General features: G+C 53.9%; 17 protein-coding genes. 12 read left to right on the top strand and 5 right to left on the bottom strand.

Annotation, left to right across the window (positions count from 1 at the left end; translation table 11 throughout):
• Positions 1–151 precede the first annotated feature (151 nt).
• The 3 genes from mntS to RDN66_RS04240 all read left to right on the top strand — a co-directional run bounded on the left by mntS (position 152) and on the right by RDN66_RS04240 (position 3,185).
• Positions 152–277, top strand: coding sequence for a manganase accumulation protein MntS (mntS, locus tag RDN66_RS04250; protein ID WP_035892278.1), 126 nt, complete (start codon positions 152–154; stop codon positions 275–277).
• A 256-nt stretch (positions 278–533) separates the two neighbouring features.
• Positions 534–2,114 (top strand): phosphoethanolamine transferase, encoded by a 1,581-nt coding sequence (locus RDN66_RS04245; protein WP_202216185.1) that lies wholly within the window; start codon positions 534–536, stop codon positions 2,112–2,114.
• A gap of 117 nt (positions 2,115–2,231) precedes the next feature.
• Positions 2,232–3,185 carry a nickel/cobalt transporter gene (locus tag RDN66_RS04240; protein ID WP_202218147.1) on the top strand — a complete coding sequence of 318 codons (954 nt, stop codon included), beginning with the start codon at positions 2,232–2,234 and terminating at the stop codon, positions 3,183–3,185.
• A gap of 62 nt (positions 3,186–3,247) precedes the next feature.
• On the opposite strand, the gene ompX is transcribed toward RDN66_RS04240, so the two are convergent.
• Positions 3,248–3,757, bottom strand: coding sequence for an outer membrane protein OmpX (gene ompX / locus RDN66_RS04235; protein WP_123651374.1), 510 nt, complete (start codon positions 3,755–3,757; stop codon positions 3,248–3,250).
• Positions 3,758–4,113: 356 nt separating this feature from the next.
• Here ompX and rhtA point away from each other — a divergent pair, with 356 nt between their 5' ends.
• The 5 genes from rhtA (at position 4,114) to glnQ (ending at position 8,405) form a co-directional block, all read left to right on the top strand.
• Positions 4,114–5,001: a threonine/homoserine exporter RhtA gene (gene rhtA / locus RDN66_RS04230; RefSeq protein ID WP_202216186.1), complete on the top strand. Its 888-nt coding sequence runs from the start codon at positions 4,114–4,116 to the stop codon at positions 4,999–5,001.
• Between the two features lie 290 nt (positions 5,002–5,291).
• Positions 5,292–5,795, top strand: a complete 504-nt coding sequence (dps, locus tag RDN66_RS04225; protein WP_123651747.1) for a DNA starvation/stationary phase protection protein Dps — start codon at positions 5,292–5,294, stop codon at positions 5,793–5,795.
• Between the two features lie 362 nt (positions 5,796–6,157).
• Positions 6,158–6,904, top strand: a complete 747-nt coding sequence (gene glnH, locus RDN66_RS04220; protein WP_035892272.1) for a glutamine ABC transporter substrate-binding protein GlnH — start codon at positions 6,158–6,160, stop codon at positions 6,902–6,904.
• A gap of 122 nt (positions 6,905–7,026) precedes the next feature.
• Positions 7,027–7,686: a glutamine ABC transporter permease GlnP gene (gene glnP, locus RDN66_RS04215; protein WP_035892271.1), complete on the top strand. Its 660-nt coding sequence runs from the start codon at positions 7,027–7,029 to the stop codon at positions 7,684–7,686.
• On the top strand, positions 7,683–8,405 hold the full coding sequence (glnQ, locus tag RDN66_RS04210) for a glutamine ABC transporter ATP-binding protein GlnQ (protein ID WP_035892269.1): 723 nt from the start codon (positions 7,683–7,685) through the stop codon (positions 8,403–8,405). The genes glnP and glnQ overlap by 4 nt, the downstream gene beginning before the upstream one ends.
• A gap of 41 nt (positions 8,406–8,446) precedes the next feature.
• On the opposite strand, the gene rlmF is transcribed toward glnQ, so the two are convergent.
• Complete coding sequence (gene rlmF / locus RDN66_RS04205; RefSeq protein ID WP_035892268.1) at positions 8,447–9,373, bottom strand: 23S rRNA (adenine(1618)-N(6))-methyltransferase RlmF; 927 nt, start codon at positions 9,371–9,373, stop codon at positions 8,447–8,449.
• A 96-nt stretch (positions 9,374–9,469) separates the two neighbouring features.
• On the opposite strand from rlmF, the gene RDN66_RS04200 reads away from it, so the two are divergent.
• The 4 genes from RDN66_RS04200 (at position 9,470) to ybiJ (ending at position 14,135) form a co-directional block, all read left to right on the top strand.
• On the top strand, positions 9,470–10,090 hold the full coding sequence (locus tag RDN66_RS04200) for a flavin reductase family protein (RefSeq protein WP_035892267.1): 621 nt from the start codon (positions 9,470–9,472) through the stop codon (positions 10,088–10,090).
• A 321-nt stretch (positions 10,091–10,411) separates the two neighbouring features.
• The gene (locus RDN66_RS04195; RefSeq protein WP_202216187.1) at positions 10,412–12,694 is read left to right on the top strand and encodes a catecholate siderophore receptor Fiu; all 2,283 of its coding nucleotides are present in this window, start codon (positions 10,412–10,414) and stop codon (positions 12,692–12,694) included.
• Between the two features lie 47 nt (positions 12,695–12,741).
• Positions 12,742–13,419 (top strand): PKHD-type hydroxylase YbiX, encoded by a 678-nt coding sequence (gene ybiX, locus RDN66_RS04190; protein WP_202216188.1) that lies wholly within the window; start codon positions 12,742–12,744, stop codon positions 13,417–13,419.
• Positions 13,420–13,874: 455 nt separating this feature from the next.
• Positions 13,875–14,135 carry a DUF1471 family protein YbiJ gene (gene ybiJ, locus RDN66_RS04185; RefSeq protein WP_035892289.1) on the top strand — a complete coding sequence of 87 codons (261 nt, stop codon included), beginning with the start codon at positions 13,875–13,877 and terminating at the stop codon, positions 14,133–14,135.
• A 170-nt stretch (positions 14,136–14,305) separates the two neighbouring features.
• On the opposite strand, the gene ybiB is transcribed toward ybiJ, so the two are convergent.
• The 3 genes from ybiB to rhlE form a co-directional block, all read right to left on the bottom strand.
• Complete coding sequence (ybiB, locus tag RDN66_RS04180) at positions 14,306–15,274, bottom strand: DNA-binding protein YbiB (protein WP_202216189.1); 969 nt, start codon at positions 15,272–15,274, stop codon at positions 14,306–14,308.
• Positions 15,275–15,349: 75 nt separating this feature from the next.
• Positions 15,350–17,503, bottom strand: coding sequence for an ATP-dependent DNA helicase DinG (gene dinG, locus RDN66_RS04175; RefSeq protein ID WP_202216190.1), 2,154 nt, complete (start codon positions 17,501–17,503; stop codon positions 15,350–15,352).
• Between the two features lie 96 nt (positions 17,504–17,599).
• Positions 17,600–18,976, bottom strand: coding sequence for an ATP-dependent RNA helicase RhlE (gene rhlE, locus RDN66_RS04170; RefSeq protein ID WP_202216191.1), 1,377 nt, complete (start codon positions 18,974–18,976; stop codon positions 17,600–17,602).
• Positions 18,977–19,046: the final 70 nt, after the last annotated feature.

The raw sequence follows: 19,046 nt of genomic DNA, 5'->3' as shown, positions 1-19,046 counted from the left end.
GCGTCATATCAAGTGAGTCCATTGTAATGGATTGTGACCCGAGTACAAAAAATTAACGTTTTAGCCATAGCTATAAAATATAGCCTGTGCTATATCTGTACGTAATGCAAACGCTCATCACGGAAAGACGAGTCAAATCGCAGGAGGAACCATGAACGAATTCAAGAGGTGTATCAGCGTGTTTAGTCACTCTCCTTTTAAAGTCCGGTTAATGTTGATTGGTATGATTTGCGACCTGTTCAACAACAAACCGCAACAGGACACTCCGTCCCGCTAAGCGGCGAGCGCATCGCCGCTTCATTTTTCCGTCACAATTCGGTGGCAGACTGGCTTTTTGCCTCCAAAAACCCCGACTATTTTCTGGTTTTGCAATCTCCCTCCCAAAACAATTCGTTATGAGTAGTTGACCCAACTATACACACGCTTTATCTTCTTGCAGCCCCGACCTCTGCAACACCTTTTCTCGCACTGTCTGGCCAATAAATACCCCTTGACGCCAGGGGATGCGCATGGCGTTTTTATAGTTGCTATCTATGAACCTGACCCTGAAAGAAACCCTCGCTGCGCGTGGGCTTGCCCTGAGCCCATGGACGGGATTTTATTTTTTACAATCGATCCTGATTAACCTGGCGTTGGGTTATCCGTTTAGCCTGCTGTATGCGGTGGCGTTTACCGGCGTGCTGCACCTGCTATGGCGCACCTTGCCAAAAGCGCAGAAGGTCATTCTGGGGGTTTATTCTCTGGTAGGCGCACTCTATTTCCCGTTCAGCCAGGCCTACGGCGCACCGAACTTCAACACCCTGCTGGCGCTTCACTCGACCAACGTCGAAGAGTCGACGGAAATCTTCACCATCTTCCCGTGGTATAGCTACCTGGTTGGCCTGTTTATTTTCGTGCTCGGCGTGATTGCCGTACGTCGTAAAGAAACAGAAATCGGGCGCTGGGGCGTGATGGAAACACTGTGTCTGCTGTTCTGCATCGGCGTCTTCTTCGTTCAGCCGATTCAAAACAAGATTGATGGTTGGGGATTTAAACTTAGAGATAGCGGCTACCCGGCTTTCCGCTTCGTCAAAGACATCATCGTTAACAACAACGAGGTCATTGACGAGCAGCAGCGTATGGCTGAGCTTTCCAATATGAAAGACACCTGGAACGTGCTCGCCGTGAAGCCAAAATATCACACCTATGTGGTGGTGATTGGTGAAAGCGCACGCCGTGACGCGCTGGGTGCATTTGGTGGACACTGGGACAATACCCCGTTCGCCAGCTCGGTCAATGGCAATTTGTTCACCAACTACGTTGCCGCCAGCGGTTCCACGCAAAAATCGCTGGGGCTGACCCTGAACCGCGTGGTCGACGGTAAACCACTGTATCAGGATAACTTCGTCACTCTCGCCAACCGCGCGGGGTTCCAGACCTGGTGGTTCTCAAACCAGGGGCAAATTGGCGAGTACGATACCGCCATTGCCAGTATCGCCAAGCGCGCCGATGAAGTGCACTTCCTGAAAAGCGGTGATTTCGAAGCGGACAAAAACACCCGCGACGAGGCGCTGCTGAAAATGACCGCCCAGGTACTTTCTACCGCCCGCAGCCAGCCACAGCTGATTGTGCTGCACCTGATGGGTTCACACCCGCAGGCCTGCGACCGTACCCAGGGTAAATATGCCCAGTTCGTGCAGTCCAAAGAGACATCATGCTATCTCTACAGCATGACGCAAACCGACAGCCTGCTCAGCCAGCTTTACGACCAGCTGCGCCGGAATACCGATAGCTTCTCGATGGTCTATTTCTCCGACCACGGTCTGGCTTTTAAAGAGCGTGGAAAAGCGGTGCAATACCTGGCGCACGATGATAAATACCAGCAGAACTTCCAGGTGCCGTTTATGGTGCTATCCAGCGATGATAAAAAGCACAACATCATCAAGGCGCGTCGTTCTGCCAACGACTTCCTGAGCTTCTTCTCCCAGTGGACCGGGATCCAGACGCAGGAGATCGTACCTAAGTACCGCTTTATCTCGTCGCAAAAAGCCGGGAAGGTCTTTATCACCAACTTCCAGTTACAAAAAGTGGATTACGATTCGCTGAAAACGGATCTGTTTGATCCCAAAAGCTAACTTTCCCCTGTCGCACGCCGGATATCCGTTTACCTCTTAATCAGGTAGACGGATAGCAAACCCGCCTAACGTTGCATTACTATACTCATCTCAAGACCTCTCACCACGAGCATGATGATGATTGCACAACGTCTTACCCGTGACTGGCGTATTCCCACCGCAGGGCTATTACTACTGCTTCTGCTCGCCACCGCGTTCAGCTTACATACCCACTGGAACGCCTTTATCCAGTGGTGCCTGGCGACGCAAATCACTCTACACCGTTATCTGGTGATGTACCTGCTGCAGTTAAACAACCACGAATACAGCGGCGGTCTTTGGTTACTCACCGGCGCATTTTTCTACGGCGTACTGCATGCCATTGGGCCCGGGCATGGCAAATTTATCGTCACCACCTATCTCAGCACCAACAAAGAGAGCCTTCTGGCCGCACGCGTGGTGCCGTTTATCGGTAGCCTGATGCAGGGCATTAGCGCCATTCTTTTTGTTTTTATTCTGGCCGTCGGCTTCAATCTGGCCTCAGGCGATCTCAGTACCAGCCGCTGGTACGTCGAGAAAATCAGCGCGGTGATGATTGGCGCATTCGGGCTGTTTGTTATCTATCAGACGCTGAAAAGCCTGCGTCCGCGTAAACTCGCTATCTCATCGCTCAAACCGCTGCACCAACACGACGAACAGTGCGGCTGCGGAAATCATGGCGTAGGTGCTACGCTTGCTGAAAGTGATTGGAAAACGCGGCTGGGCGTAATTCTGGCAATTGGTGCCCGGCCGTGCAGCGGCGCGATTATGATTCTGATGTTTGCCAACGCGCTCGGTATCGTCAGTTGGGGGATTGCAGCGGTAATGACAATGGCGCTTGGTACCGCCCTGTCGATTCTTGGGCTATCGCTCGCCGTACGCTACGCGCGTGAACGGACGGTCGCCTTTTTTGGCGGCGCGGGAAAACACGGATGGGTGATGCCGGCGGTCAAAATTGCCGGAGGAGTGATGCTGGTGCTTTTTGCTACCGTCCTGTTTTTGACGGTGATTCCGATCAGCGCTAACGGCGACTACATCGCAGCAGGCTGTTAATTCACGAAAAATAGGCATTAAAAAAGGGGTCATCAAGACCCCTTTTTATATCACCGAAGTGATTAGAAGCGGTAACCTGCACCGACGATCCAGGTACCAACGTCAACGCTACGAATACGAGACTGCTCGTAGGATACGTCCAGAGCTACGTTCTCGATTGGGTTGAACTGCAGACCTGCACCGTAGGAGAAACCGTAGTCGCTGGTGCTGTTGGTTTCAGGGAATTGGTTACCCTGTGCTTTACCATAGCCCAGACCAACTACGCCGTAGATGCTAGCCCAGTCGTTGATGCGGTAAGCAGGACCAGCAGTGATGCCGTAGTACTGACCTTTGGTGTACACGCCGTTCTGGGTGTCACTTTTTTCAGTGTAGGTGAAGGAGCTGATCACACCCAGTGGGCTGTTGTCTGCTTCGTAGCGGTATTTCAAGTTGAAACCGCCCGCTTTGTTAGCAACGCCCTGCATATCGCTCTGAGCGTAACCACCAGTAACGGTAGAAGTTGCAGCTACAGCAGTACCTGCGGAGATAGCCAGTACAGCGGCCAGTGCTGAAAGACATGCGATTTTTTTCATAATAACCACCTCAAATGTGCTTCTAATAAGTCCTAAGTTTTAAATATATCAAAAATTGTTAAGAAACTCTTTCGACCTAACGGTGTCTAAAGGCATCAATGATGTAACATTTTATTTCCATCATGATTCATCCATCTGATTAATAATGTTTTTTTAACCTCAGCATGACTTCTACGCAGGTTAAAACGGGGATGATTTTTCCAGACAATTCCTAATTTGACAGACTAAATTCTTCTCGACTAAAGAAATTCTACTCGTTCCATGACACTTTTTTTTCAACATTCCCTCAACCGTAGTGCACTATTTCAATTACACTGCCGGTTTTACCTCTTTTGACAAAAACTGACAGGAAAAAGATGTCCGGTTCGCTCCGCAAGGTACCTTCGTGGTTACCCATACTCGTTATTCTTATCTCAATGGTCTCTATCCAGAGCGGAGCATCGCTGGCTAAATCATTGTTTCCACTCGTTGGTGCCCCTGGTGTGACTGCGCTTCGTCTGGCGCTCGGTACCCTAATTCTCGTTGTGGTGTTCAAACCCTGGCGGCTTCGCTTTGCCAAAGCGCAACGGCTACCGCTGCTGTTCTATGGACTGTCGCTGGGCGCCATGAACTATCTCTTCTATTTGTCATTGCAGCGTATTCCGCTGGGCATTGCGGTGGCGCTCGAATTTACCGGCCCGCTGGCCGTCGCCCTCTTTTCATCTCGCCGCGCGGTCGATTTTATCTGGGTGATTCTGGCGGTCGTCGGCCTGTGGTTCCTGCTACCACTCGGTCAGGACGTCGCGCACGTCGACTTGACCGGCGCGCTGCTGGCGCTGGGAGCCGGGGCTGGCTGGGCGGTTTATATTCTGAGCGGGCGACGCGCCGGGGAAGAGCACGGCCCGGCGACGGTGGCAATGGGCTCACTGATTGCGGCAATCGTCTTTGTGCCGCTGGGCGCTTTCCAGGCCGCGGACGCCCTGTGGCACTGGTCAATATTACCGCTGGGATTGGCTATTGCCGTCCTGTCGACGGCGCTGCCTTACTCGCTGGAGATGATCGCACTCACGCGTTTGCCGACCCGAACTTTCGGTACATTAATGAGCATGGAGCCCGCGTTGGCGGCGCTCTCCGGGATGGTTTTTCTCGGTGAAATGCTGACCCTGAGCCAGACGCTGGCGCTAGGCGCTATTATTGCTGCTTCAATGGGATCAACGCTGACCATGCGCCAGGAAAGTAAAATTAAAGAGATCGACGTCGACTAATTTTCTTATATTATGCATAGTGCGCACCACTATGCATAATAACCCTTTCGAATTGCATAATTTCTTATTTAATATCAATAAAATCCGCCACAAAAATATAACCCCACTGCCATAATTTTTTAATTCATTGTTTTTCAAAGATTTTTAAACAATTACCGTCGTCACTATCATACCTATAGGCAGAATCAGAAAATACCGTCCCGGTGACGGTGCTATACTTGTTTTCGTTAATTCATGAGGACGAAATACACCAACCTATAGCGGTGTATAAATCAAGAGGATATATGACTATGAGTACTGCAAAACTGGTTAAAACGAAAAACGCCCACCTTCTTTATACGCGTAACGACGTTCCGGACAGTGAAAAACAGGCCACCGTTGCGTTACTCAATCGTCAGGTTCTGCAGTTTATCGATCTGTCATTGATTACCAAACAGGCGCACTGGAACATGCGCGGTGCCAACTTTATTGCCGTGCATGAGATGCTCGACGGCTTCCGTACCGCGTTAACCGATCACCTCGATACCATGGCGGAACGTGCCGTGCAGCTCGGCGGTATCGCACTGGGTACTACCCAGGTCATCAACGCCCAGACTCCGCTGAAAAGCTACCCGCTGGATATCACCAGCGTACAGGATCACCTGAAAGCACTGGCTGAGCGCTATGCCATTGTGGCAAACGACGTTCGTAAAGCGATTAGCGAAGCGAAAGATGAAGATACCGCAGATATCTTCACCGCCGCCTCCCGCGATCTGGATAAATTCCTGTGGTTCATTGAAGCGAATATTGAATAACCATAAGTCAATCCTATGCCCTTTCTGCCCCCCGCAGAAAGGGCATTGCACCAGAAAAGTGCGCAACTACGGTCATAAACCCCGCCAAAGTAAATCATTTGTAATAATCACCTCACACAATCGTTAATAAAAGATTGTTTTATCCCCTACGTTTGCGCTAAAAAACACCATACTTAACAACATCAACATCACGCACCACTTTGGTGCCCTCTCATGGTGCATATGGACATTTATCCTGCCAATATCGTGCAGGGTAAAACACATTATTTGTTAATAAACAATGCATTGTGAAGTTGGCACGATTCTTTCATAAGCCGAATGTTCTCGCAGGGGATCGCCCCGTGGATATAAAAGGAAATGCTATGAAGTCTATGTTTAAAGTTTCACTGGCTGCACTCACCCTGGCTTTCGCGGTTTCTTCTCATGCCGCAGATAAGCAACTGGTTGTGGCAACTGACACGGCGTTCGTTCCGTTTGAATTCAAACAAGGCGACAAGTACGTCGGCTTTGATATCGATCTGTGGGCCGCGATTGCGAAAGAACTGAAGCTGGATTACACCCTGAAGCCAATGGACTTCAGCGGCATTATCCCTGCGCTGCAGACCAAAAATATCGACCTGGCGCTGGCGGGTATCACCATTACCGACGAACGTAAAAAAGCGGTCGACTTCTCCGATGGCTACTACAAAAGCGGCCTGCTGGTGATGGTTAAAGCCAACAACAACGACATTAAAAGCGTGAAAGATCTCGACGGCAAAGTGGTAGCCGTGAAGAGCGGTACCGGTTCTGTTGATTACGCGAAAGCCAACATCAAAACCAAAGACCTGCGTCAGTTCCCGAATATCGATAACGCCTACATGGAATTAGGCACCAATCGCGCTGACGCGGTGCTGCACGATACGCCAAACATTCTCTACTTCATCAAAACTGCCGGTAACGGTCAGTTCAAAGCGGTAGGCGAATCTCTGGAAGCGCAGCAGTACGGTATTGCGTTCTCTAAAGGCAACGACGAGCTGCGCACCAAAGTTAACGGCGCGCTGAAAACGCTGAAAGAGAACGGCACCTACAACGAAATCTACAAAAAATGGTTCGGTACTGAACCTAAATAAACCAACCTGATCCATCAGGTTCTGTAACGCCCGGTGGCGCTTGCGCTTACCGGGCCTACAATTTTAGTCAGCACACGTTGGCTAGTTTTTTTATTTTCCACCACGGTATACAGGAATACATCATGCAGTTTGACTGGAGCGTCATCTGGCCAGCCATTCCAATTTTGTTGGACGGCGCCAAAATGACTCTGTGGATTTCGATCCTCGGCCTGGCGGGCGGTATTGTTATCGGTCTGCTGGCGGGTCTGGCCCGCACCTACGGCGGCTGGATTGCTAACCACATTGCCCTCGTATTCATTGAAGTGATCCGCGGTACGCCGATCGTAGTGCAGGTGATGTATATCTACTTCGCCCTGCCGATGGCCTTCCCGGATATTCGCATCGACACCTTCACCGCAGCGGTGATCACTATCATGATCAACTCCGGTGCCTACATTGCCGAAATCACCCGTGGCTCGGTGCTGTCGATCCATAAAGGTTTCAGCGAGGCCGGTCTTGCGCTTGGTCTTTCCCGTCGCGAAACCATTCGTCACGTGATTATGCCGCTGGCCCTGCGCCGCATGCTGCCCGCGCTCGGCAACCAGCTCATTATCAGTATCAAAGATACCTCGCTGTTTATCGTTATCGGTGCCGCAGAGTTGACCCGCAGCGGTCAGGAAATTATCGCCGGGAACTTCCGTGCGCTGGAAATCTGGACCGCGGTTGGCGTTATCTACCTCATTATCACGCAGGTACTCAACATCGTGCTCCGCGTTCTTGAAAGAAGGATGAAAATCCTGTGATTGAATTTAAAAACGTCTCCAAGCACTTTGGGCAAACCCAGGTGCTGCATAACATCGATCTCAACGTCAAGCAGGGTGAGGTTGTGGTGATTATCGGGCCGTCCGGCTCCGGTAAATCGACTCTGCTGCGCTGCATTAACAAGCTGGAAGAGATTACCAGCGGTGAGCTGATCGTCGATGGTCTGAAGGTCAACGACCCGAAAGTGGATGAACGCCTGATCCGCCAGGAAGCGGGTATGGTGTTCCAGCAGTTCTATCTGTTCCCGCACCTGACGGCGCTGGAAAACGTGATGTTCGGCCCAACCCGCGTGCGCGGCCTGAAGAAAGATGCGGCAGAAAAGCTGGCCAAAGATCTGCTGGCGAAAGTCGGCCTTGCCGAGCGCGCCCATCACTACCCTTCTGAGCTTTCCGGCGGCCAGCAGCAGCGCGTGGCGATTGCCCGTGCGCTGGCGGTGAAACCGAAAATGATGCTGTTTGATGAGCCTACATCAGCGCTCGACCCTGAACTGCGCCACGAAGTGTTGAAAGTAATGCAGGATCTGGCTGAAGAAGGCATGACGATGGTTATCGTGACCCACGAAATCGGCTTTGCTGAGAAAGTGGCGTCTCGTCTGATCTTTATCGATAAAGGCCGGATTGCCGAAGATGGCAACCCGCAGGAATTGGTGAAGAACCCACCAAGCCAACGTCTGCAAGAGTTCCTGCAGCACGTCTCCTGATGCTAACGCCGTTTATCCCCAAGGGGTAAACGGCGTTTTTCTTAGCGTTTGCGCGCCAGGAAACGACGACGCTGTTCGTCATCCATAAATGACCAGGCGATAAAGCGACTTTGCTTCTGACCCTGTGACATCTCTTTTTTCACTACTTTTACCGCACCCACGTCGGTTAACGCGCGGTACAACGGCGGCAGATTTTCGCCTTTGGACACCAGCGATGTAAACCACATCACCTGACGGGCAAAACCTTTGCTCTCTGCAATCATCTGTTTGATAAAGGCCACTTCCCCGCCATCACACCACAGCTCCTGCTGTTGGCCGCCAAAGTTCAGCGCATCATCACGATCCTGGCCCAGGTTACGACGCTTACGCTCGCTGCCCGCGCGCGCTGCGGCCGCAGAATCATGAAACGGCGGGTTGCACAGCGTGGCATCATACTGCTCGTTTTTGTGAATAACGCCGTTGAACATCGCCGTCGTATCCTTCTGGCGACGCAGGCGAATCATGCGATTCAGCGATGGATTCGCGCTCAGGATAGCCTGCGCGCTGGCAAACGCTTCAGGGTGCGTTTCGCTGCCGGTAAAGCGCCAGCCGTATTCGTGCGCGCCAATCAGCGGATAGATGCAGTTCGCACCCACGCCGATATCCAGAATGTTAGCCCCTTTCACCACGCTGCCGCTTTCATCGCTGAGCAGGTCGCCAAGGTGATGGATATAATCCGCGCGCCCCGGTACCGGCGGGCAGAGAAAACCTTCCGGAATATCCCACTCTTTAACCGCATAGAAATGCGCCAGCAGCGCCTTGTTCAGCGTCTTCACCGCCAGCGGATCGGCGAAGTTGATGGTCTGCTCGCCCGCCGGGCTGAGAGTAATAAAATCGCGCAGTGCTGGCACGGCCTGGCACAGCGCTTCGAGATCGTAGCGACTATGATGACGGTTACGCGGGTGTAAACCCGGTTTCTGGGTACTCATGACTTTCTCCTGTCGTAATGCGGCGTAAGATACCCGTTGACGACGGTGCGGTAAATAAGGGAGTCTGGATTCCTGCTTCTAAATATCAGGTGCGCTATGTATTTTTATGAGCCTTCCCACGGACATGGGCTACCTCACGACCCGCTCAACGCCATCGTCGGACCGCGTCCTATCGGCTGGATTTCCTCTGTCGACCCGCAGGGGCGGCGTAATCTCGCGCCCTACAGCTTTTTTAACTGCTTTAACTATCGGCCACCGATCATCGGTTTCGCCAGCAGCGGCTGGAAAGATAGCGTGCAGAATATTGTCGATACCAAAGCGTTTGTCTGGAATCTGACCACCCGTGATTTAGCCATCGCGATGAACGAAACCTCCGCCACGCTGCCGCACGGTGAAGATGAGTTTGCCCGCGCGGGGCTGACGGCCGCACCGAGCCGCCTGGTGGACGCACCCCGCGTTGCCGAAAGCCCGGTCAACTTTGAATGCCGCCTGTCGCAGTGCATTCAGCTCACCGGCGCAGACGGTACCGCCGTTGATACCTGGCTGGTGCTGGGCGAAGTGGTCGGCATTCACATTGACGAATCGCTGCTGGAAAACGGCATCTACCAAACCGCCAAAGCGCAGCCGGTTCTCCGCGCAGGTGGTCCGTCTGCCTATTACACCATTGATGAAAACCATCGGTTTGATTTAATCCGCCCGGATGCGCGTCAGGGTTGATAGATGCCATTCCCGGAGTCGGCATAAACGCCTCGCCCGGGCTACAAACCTTGCCTCCGTAGCCCGGACGAGCGCAGCGACTCCGGGAGTCACTCCGACAAATATGTAATCTTTATGTATAAAAAATGAAGAAACTGTAAAGCAATGTATTTATTTTTAGTTCAATGAGTGATAAAAAGTGACGCGATCTGATAATGATTATCACAATCATTATCAACATCATTTAAAAAAGATAAAACAACCTGCAGTGGCGAAGGGGACAAGACGTTCCCTGTTGTCATCTTTAATTTCGCGTTTAAAAATTATAAGACACTCATTGATATGGATAAAAATCGCACTACCCCGTTCAGTAGCTTTAGCTCGCTCACGTTTTTTACCGGATTATGCATTGGACTGACGCCTACGGCTCAGGCCGCTGACAGTAAAGAAAAAAGCCCGGGAGATACGTTAGTCGTCGAAGCGCAAGCGCCATCGCTGTATGCTCCAACGAAATCCGCCGACCCTAAATTCAGCCGCCCGATTGCCGACACCACGCGTACCGTGACGGTGATTTCCGAGCAGGTGCTGAAGGATCAAGGTGCCACTAACCTGACAGACGCATTAAAAAACGTCCCAGGCGTCGGGGCCTTCTTCGCGGGTGAAAACGGCAGCTCGTCAACCGGCGATACCATTTATATGCGCGGCGCAGATACGTCTAACAGTATCTACATCGACGGTATTCGCGATATCGGCAGCGTGACGCGTGACACTTTCAATACTGAACAAGTAGAAGTGATTAAGGGCCCGTCTGGTTCAGACTATGGCCGCAGCGCGCCGACGGGCTCGATCAATATGATCAGCAAGCAGCCGCGCCTGGACTCTGGTATCGATGCTTCAGCAAGCGTAGGCAGCGCGTGGTATCGCCGCGGCACGCTGGATCTGAACGAAGCCATCGGCGACACCACTGCCGTACGCTTAAACCTGATGGGGGAAAAGACGCACGATGCAGGGCGCGATAACGTGAAAAACGAGCGCTACGGAGTTGCGCCGTCCATCGCCTTTGGCCTCGGCACGCAAAACCGCCTGTATCTGAACTATCTGCATGTTACCCAGCACAACACGCCGGACGGCGGTGTGCCCACCGTGGGCCTACCGGGCTACTCCGCACCAAACGCCGCCACATCAGCGCTCAATAGCTCTGGCAAAGTCGATACGCATAATTTCTACGGCACCAACTCAGACTACGACGACTCCACCACCGATACGGTGACGATGCGTTTCGAACATGACTTTAACGACACCACCACCATCCGTAATACCACCCGCTGGTCGCAGATTAAGCAGGATTATATGATGACGGCGATAATGGGCGGCGCAAGCAACATTGGTCGACCGGACCCTAACAACGTCAACACCTGGACCTGGACGCGCAACGTCAACACCAAAGATGTCAGCAACAAGATCCTGACTAACCAGACTAACCTGACTTCTAAGTTCTACACCGGCGCTATCGGCCACGATATCAGCACCGGCGTCGAGTTTACCCACGAGCAGCAGACCAACTACGGCGTCTACCCGATGACGGCTCCGGTGGTCAATCTGTATAACCCGAACAGTAACGTCAACATCGGTAGCCTGAACCGTAGCGGCGCTAACGCTAACGGTCAGACCGATACCTTTGGTATTTACGCGTTCGATACGCTGCAAATTACCCGTGATTTTGAGCTGAACGGCGGTATTCGCCTGGATAGCTATCACACCGAATATGACAGCGCCTCACTGTGTGGCGGCACGGGTCGTGGCGCCATTGCCTGTCCGGCGGGCGTTGCCAAAAACACGCCTGTCACCACCGTCGATGCCACGAAATCAGGTAACCTGGTCAACTGGAAAACGGGGGCCCTGTATCACCTGACGCAGAACGGCAACGTCTACGTCAACTACGCCATCTCCCAGCAGCCTCCGGGCGGCAGCAACTTCGCGCTGGCGGCTGGTGGAACCAGTAGCAGCGCCAACCGTACCGATTTCAAACCGCAAAAAGCGAAAACCAGCGAAGCCGGCACCAAATGGGAGCTGCTGGATAAACGCCTGCTACTGTCGGCGGCGGTATTCCGTACCGATATCGAAAACGACGTTGAAGCCAACGACGACGGCACCTATTCGCAGTACGGCACCAAACGCGTGGAAGGCTATGAGCTCTCCGTTGCCGGGAACATCACCCCGGAATGGCAGGTGATTGGCGGCTTCACGCAGCAGCGCGCCACCATCCAGCAGGGTACAGAGGTGACACAAGACGGCTCATCATCACTGCCGTATACTCCGGAGCATGCCTTCACCCTGTGGAGCCAGTACCAGGCCACCGATGCGATTTCCGTCGGCGCAGGCGCGCGCTACATTGGCAGCATGCATCGCGGCAAAGACGGCGCCGTCGGCACGCCGGACTCCACCGACAGCTACTGGGTTGCCGATGCCAAGATTGGTTACCGCGTGAACAGCACGCTCGACCTGCAGCTGAATGCCTACAACCTGTTTGATACCAACTATGTTGCCTCGATCAACAAGAGCGGCTATCGCTACCATCCGGGCGAGCCAAGAACCTTCGTGTTGACGGCTAACGTACATTTCTAAGTATCACCGTGGGGCGCAAGCCCCACTTTCTTTAAGGAGAGATTCCCATGATGTACCGCATTCCTGGCGTGTTGAGCGCCGAAGAGGTTCGCCAGCTTGTCGCTGAACTGGAGCAAGCGGAATGGGTAGACGGCCGGGCAACCGTCGGCGCGCAGGGTGCGCAGGTTAAGCAAAACCAACAGGTAGATACCCGCAGTGAACGCTATGCCGGGCTACAGGCACGCGTGCTGGACGCGGTGAACCGTCACTCGCTGTTCTTCGCCGCCGCACTGCCAAAAACCATTTCCAGCCCGCTGTTCAACCGCTATCAGCAGCAGGAAACCTATGGTTTTCACGTCGACGGCGCGGTACGTCAGCACCCACACACCGGCTGGATGCGCACCGACCTTTCCGCCACCTTGTTCTTGTCGGAACCGGATAGCTACGAAGGCGGTGAGCTGACCGTTAACGATACCTATGGACAGCATGCGGTGAAGCTCCCGGCAGGTGATTTAGTCCTCTACCCTTCCAGCAGCCTGCACTGCGTCACGCCCGTCACATCAGGCGTACGAGTTGCATCGTTTATGTGGATCCAATCCATGATTCGAGACGATAAACGCCGCGCCATGCTGTTTGAACTCGACGGCAACATTCAGGCTTTAAAACGCCGTCACGGCGAATCGGAAGAAGCGCTCTCGCTGCTCAACCTGTATCACAATCTTCTGCGGGAATGGTCAGAAATTTAAGCTGAGAATATCTCTCAAATTTTATGATGGAGTTAAACGAAGCCGGGATAACAAAGCGGTCACCGACGTCGCCCTCTCCATCAGAATACAAAACATCGAGAAAAGTTTACTCATCTCGTATCAATAAGAATATAATGCTACAAATAGACCACTTAACCAGTTTTGATGACAAAACTATACCTGAACATACAGAGCAATCGATTATCTTTACGAGCACGCTTTTTAGCAAAAAAAGTGGCAAATTGTGCGCTAGATCTCTTTACTGACCGCACTTCACCCGTAAACACATTCACATCATGAATATTTTATTAATAATCAATACATTAATAATTGTTCAATTTTTTTGATTGTCGACATCAATTCTCTTCGATTTATTCCATCGAATAAAAGCGTGATACTTCTCACATCGACGGAAACAACGTCATCCGAACAACATCACCTGCGAGAGATTAATGATGAAAACGATTAAATATGCTGTTGCTGCTATTGCCCTTTCTACCCTGTCTTTCGGTGCTTTTGCTGCACAACCGGTAACTCAGGAACAAGCGCAAAAAATGAATGAAATTGGTGTGGTATCCGCCAACGGTGCAACCACGCTGGATGGTCTGGAAGCAAAACTGGCGCAGAAAGCTGCTGATGCAGGCGCTACCGGCTACAGCATCACCTCTGCTAACACCAACAACAAAGTTAGCGGCACCGCGGTTATCTACAAATAACCGACCTAAGTACTACCCCGTGAGTTTGACCTCTCACGGGTGCTCCAACCCTCATTGAACTTGTTGATACCCTTGCTTGCCCGGCCGCCACGCCGGGCTTTTTTTTGCGTGGAATTTTGGGATGCGGTTGATCCCGGGGTCACTGCGTTCGCCCGGGAAAGCACGACCGCTTAATACGACTGCGCGACGCGCGCCAGCCCTTCTTCAATACTAGGCACTTCCCCCGTCGCCAGCAGGCAGCAGGCGAGCTGGATTTTCAGCGAATGCGGCACCGGCTCAACGCCCGCCACGCAGCGCTCGATCCATCGCGCGGTCACTTCCGGGTCTTTACTCGATGGTAGCACCACTTCTGCTTCAGGCTGCTCGCTCTGGCGCGCATTGACCACCCGCGCCCCCTCGCTATCAATCAGCGTTATCTGCGGGCAACGCTGCGGGTTGGCATACACCTCACCTTCCGTGCCGTGCATTAACAGCCCACGCCCACCGATATCCGCAAAGAACTTCGCCACTTTGCCCACGTATTCAGGGTGTGACACGCTGGATAAGCGCAGCGCCGCGTTCTCTTCAAAAGGTGTGGCTAGTTTCGCCAGCGTGTGAGCACTGTTGCGCACGCCAAGCTGCCAGCGAAAGTTAAGCTGGCGCTCCAGCGGCGGGCACAGCGCGCCAACGGGAATATAAACCGGCTGATGGCCTTCAAGCTTCGCCTGTGCCTGACCGGCATGGCGAGTAGGCTCAATGCCCATCAGTTCAAAAATCGTTTCGGTAATCACCCGGGTTGGGTCTTCGCTGACGCCGTGCACCACCACCGGGAAGCCCAGTTTGTGCAGCAGCATCGCCAGCAGCGGCGTCAGGTTGGCCTGTTTGCGCGCGCCGTTATAGCTCGGGATAACAATCGGCATTGGCTTGCCTGCCGGCGGCGTTAAACGCAGCGTCTTTTGCTGCATCGCCTCGTAGAAGCCAATCATCTCCGCTTCGCCTTCTCCCTTAATGCGCATGGAGAGCAAAATCGCACCCATTTCCAGTTCCGGCACGTCACCCTCCAGCATCTGACTATACAGGCTTCGCGCGGTGTCCTGGTCCAGGTCACGGGCGTGATTTTTACCTCGCCCGATTTCTTTGATGATTTTGCGGTAATCCATGTGCTGCTCCTTTTGCTCGTCGTGGTGCACAGCGGCCGCCTGATGGCGCTACGCTTATCAGGCCTACATGCCGAGTTAACGTTTTTTACGGCGCGGCGATTTGGGTTTCGCCGTCGGGGCTTTCAGCTTTACTTCCGGCACTTCCGGTCGTTCTATCGGGAAAACCGGTAACGCATTCAGTAAACGCTTACCGTAGTTTTTGGTCAACAGCCGCTTATCGTAGATAACTACTTCGCCCCAGCAGCCGTGGCTACGAATCAGCCGCCCCACCTGCTGAATCAGGTTAAATGACGCGCTGGGTAAGCTCTGCACCTCAAAAGGATAGCGGTTGAGGCTTTTCAGCCACTCCCCTTCGGTAATCACCACCGGGCTATCAATCGGTGGGAAGGCAATTTTGTGGATATGCACCTGGGTGAGCAAGTCACCTTTCAGATCCAGACCTTCGGCAAAAGATTGCAGGCCAACCAGCACGCTGCGCTCGCCGTTCTCCACCCGCTTACGATGCAATTCCACCAGCCGATAGCGCGGCTGATCGCCCTGCACCAGCAGCATCAGCCGCAGGTCGGTGACGTACTCAAGAAAACGCTGCATCGCGCGTCCGCTGGCAAACAGCACCAGCATACCGTGGTGCTTTTTGCTCTCAACCTGCTCGCGGAAATAGGCCGCCATCTCGGCAATATGCTGCTCTTCGTTGTCGATAAGCGGCTCATACTGCATCTGCGGAATAACGATTTTGCCCTGCTCGACGTGGTTGAACGGCGAATCCAGCGCGACGAAGCGATCGCCCGCTTTCTCTTTCAGGCCGCTCATCTCCTGCAGACGGGAGAAACTGTTCAGCGAACGTAGGGTTGCAGAGGTCACCACAATATGCGGCACGCTGCGCCACAGCAGGCGTTCAAGCTGATCGCTCACGCGAATACCGACGCAGTGGAACCAGACGTGCATCTGCCCGTCTCGCATATCGCGCGTCGCCCACTTAGTGACCGGTGCGCCCGACGCCTGAGCAAGCGAAGCCAGCCGCCACAGTTTGCTCTGGGACTCAAACATGCCCAGCGCGCGATTCATCTGCAAAATCACGCGGTGTAGCCGCACGATATCGTGGCTGCCGGTTTTTTCACTGAGATCGTTTAAAAACAGCTCTGCAAGCCCGCGCAGCATCTCGGTGAGCTTGGCCAGACGCTGACAAATCTCCATCACCTCGTCGGGCAGTTCGCCCATCGGGAAGCGGTGCTCGGCCTCCTGAGTGACGGGAAGATAGAGATTCAAAATATTATTGAGTGAGGCAATCAGCTCGTACAGCTCTTCACAGTGGGCGGTCAGCCGCTCCGGCAGCGCCAGCGGCGGCGTGGTTTTTGGACGGAACTGCTCCATACAGGTCGCCACCAGCTTGCTGAAGAGATCGAGCTGTAACCTATACCACGGCGCGGTAATCTCTGCGCTCATCTCCAGCGCATCACGGGCAACATCCGGCAGATGATGACCTTCATCGAGCACCAGCAGCAGGTTTTTCGGCTCCGGCAGCACCGCTTCGCTTTCCATCGCGGCCATCACCAGCGCGTGGTTGGCGACAACCACTTCCGCTTCCTGAATCTCGCGACGTGCGACGAAGAACGGGCATTCGCGATAGTAGTGACAGTTGCGGTTCAGGCAGCTGGCTTTGTCTGTGCTCAGGCGACGCCACAGATCGTCGTCAATGGCGATATCGGTGTGATCGCGCAGACCGTCCCATTTATAGCCGTCAAGGTCGACCTTGAGCTTCGCGCAGCGCTTCTGCTCTTCCTGATTGTTTGGCGTGAGCTCGTCGTCAAGAAAGGCCAGCAGGTCCTGCTGGTTTGGTTCGGTGCTGGCGAGCGCCGCCAGATTACGCGGGCACACGTAGCGCCCACGGCCAAAGGCTGCGGTAAAGCGCAGGTCGGGAATGATTTTACGTAGCAGCGGCAGGTCTTTACTGTAGATCTGATCCTGCAAGGCGACGTTAGCGGTACTGACCACCAGCGTTTTTTGCTCTTCGCGTGCAATGGCAATGCCGGGAATCAGATACGACAAGGTTTTCCCGACACCAGTCGGCGCTTCAATCGCCAGGTGCCGCCCCTCTTCCCCGGTAAGCGTTTTGGCGACGTCCGCAATCATCTGCCGCTGCGGCGCGCGGGGGATAAAGTCGGGGATCTGTTCCTGGAGCGCCTTGTACCAGGCGGCGATTTGCGCTTTTAGCGCAGCGGTCAAAGCCATGAGAAAACCTGAGATACTGTATAAACAGCCACTATTGTGGCATTTTCTGTACGTTGCCGCAAAAAAGAAAGCCCGGCTTTCGGCCGGGCTCGCAATTTACTGTGCTGCTGCGGGTTTACGCGGGCGGCGCGGCGGTCGTGGCTTATCGCCAGCCGGTTTACCTTCCGCGCTGCGCGGTTTGGCCTTCGGTGCCCCGCCATCGTTACGACGCGGCTGCTGCTGGCTACGACCCGCGCCCTGCCCTTGACCCTGGCTCTGACCGCGACCACGGCCACCGCCGTTGCCGCCGCCACGCTGCTGGCGACCGTTCTGAATCGGCTCGGCTTTGATTGACGGATCGACGTCATAGCCGTCGAGTGCGATGCGTGGGATCTCTTTCTTCAGCAGACGTTCGATGTCGCGCAACAGTTTGAGTTCATCAACACACACCAAAGACAGCGCTTCACCGGTGGCCGCCGCGCGGCCGGTACGACCGATACGGTGAACGTAATCTTCCGGGACGTTAGGCAGCTCGTAGTTCACAACGTGCGGCAGCTCTTCGATATCCAGGCCACGCGCGGCGATGTCGGTTGCCACCAGCACGCGAATATCACCGGATTTAAAATCAGCCAGCGCACGCGTACGCGCACCCTGCGATTTGTTGCCGTGAATCGCCGCGCTGCGGATACCGTCTTTATTCAACTGTTCTGCCAGATGGTTTGCGCCGTGCTTAGTACGGGTGAAGACCAGCACCTGCTGCCAGTTACCCTGACCAATCATCTGCGACAACAGCTCACGCTTACGCTTTTTATCCACCATATGCACGTGCTGCGTCACCTGCTCGGAAGCGGTGTTGCGACGCGCTACTTCGATTTCCAGCGGGTTGGTCAGCAGTTTTTCTGCCAGCGATTTGATGTCATCAGAGAAAGTCGCCGAGAACAGCAGGTTCTGGCGCTTGGCCGGCAGTTTGGTCAGCACGCGGCGGATGTCGTGGATAAAGCCCATATCCAGCATGCGGTCCGCTTCATCCAGCACCAGGATTTCAATCTGATCGAGCTTCACGGCGTTCTGATGTTCGAGGTCCAGCAGACGGCCCGGCGTTGCCACCAGTACGTCAACGCCGCCGCGCAGTTTCATCATCTGCGGGTTAATGCTCACGCCGCCGAAAACCACCAGCGAACGGATATTCAGGTAGCGGCTGTATTCACGAACGTTTTCGCCAATCTGGGCGGCCAGCTCACGGGTTGGCGTGAGGATCAGCGCGCGTACGGGGCGACGACCTTTAACGTGCGGCTCGCGAGACACCAGCAGTTGCAGCAGCGGCAGCGTAAAGCCTGCGGTTTTACCGGTACCGGTCTGCGCGCTGGCCATCAGGTCACGGCCCTGCAGTACAGCAGGAATCGCCTGCTGCTGAATAGGAGTGGGTTCCTGGTAGCCCTGCTCGGCAACGGCACGCAGAATATCGGGGTTCAGTCCGAGGGAATCAAAAGACATAAATACTCCACACCCACCCCGACCGCACGCGGTGTAGTTTTCGAGGGGATAAAAAACGGGGGAATGACAA

Source organism: uncultured Kluyvera sp. (genome assembly GCF_902485085.1).
Classification (GTDB): domain Bacteria; phylum Pseudomonadota; class Gammaproteobacteria; order Enterobacterales; family Enterobacteriaceae; genus Kluyvera; species Kluyvera ascorbata.
This window is presented reverse-complemented; position numbering and strand designations above follow the sequence as displayed.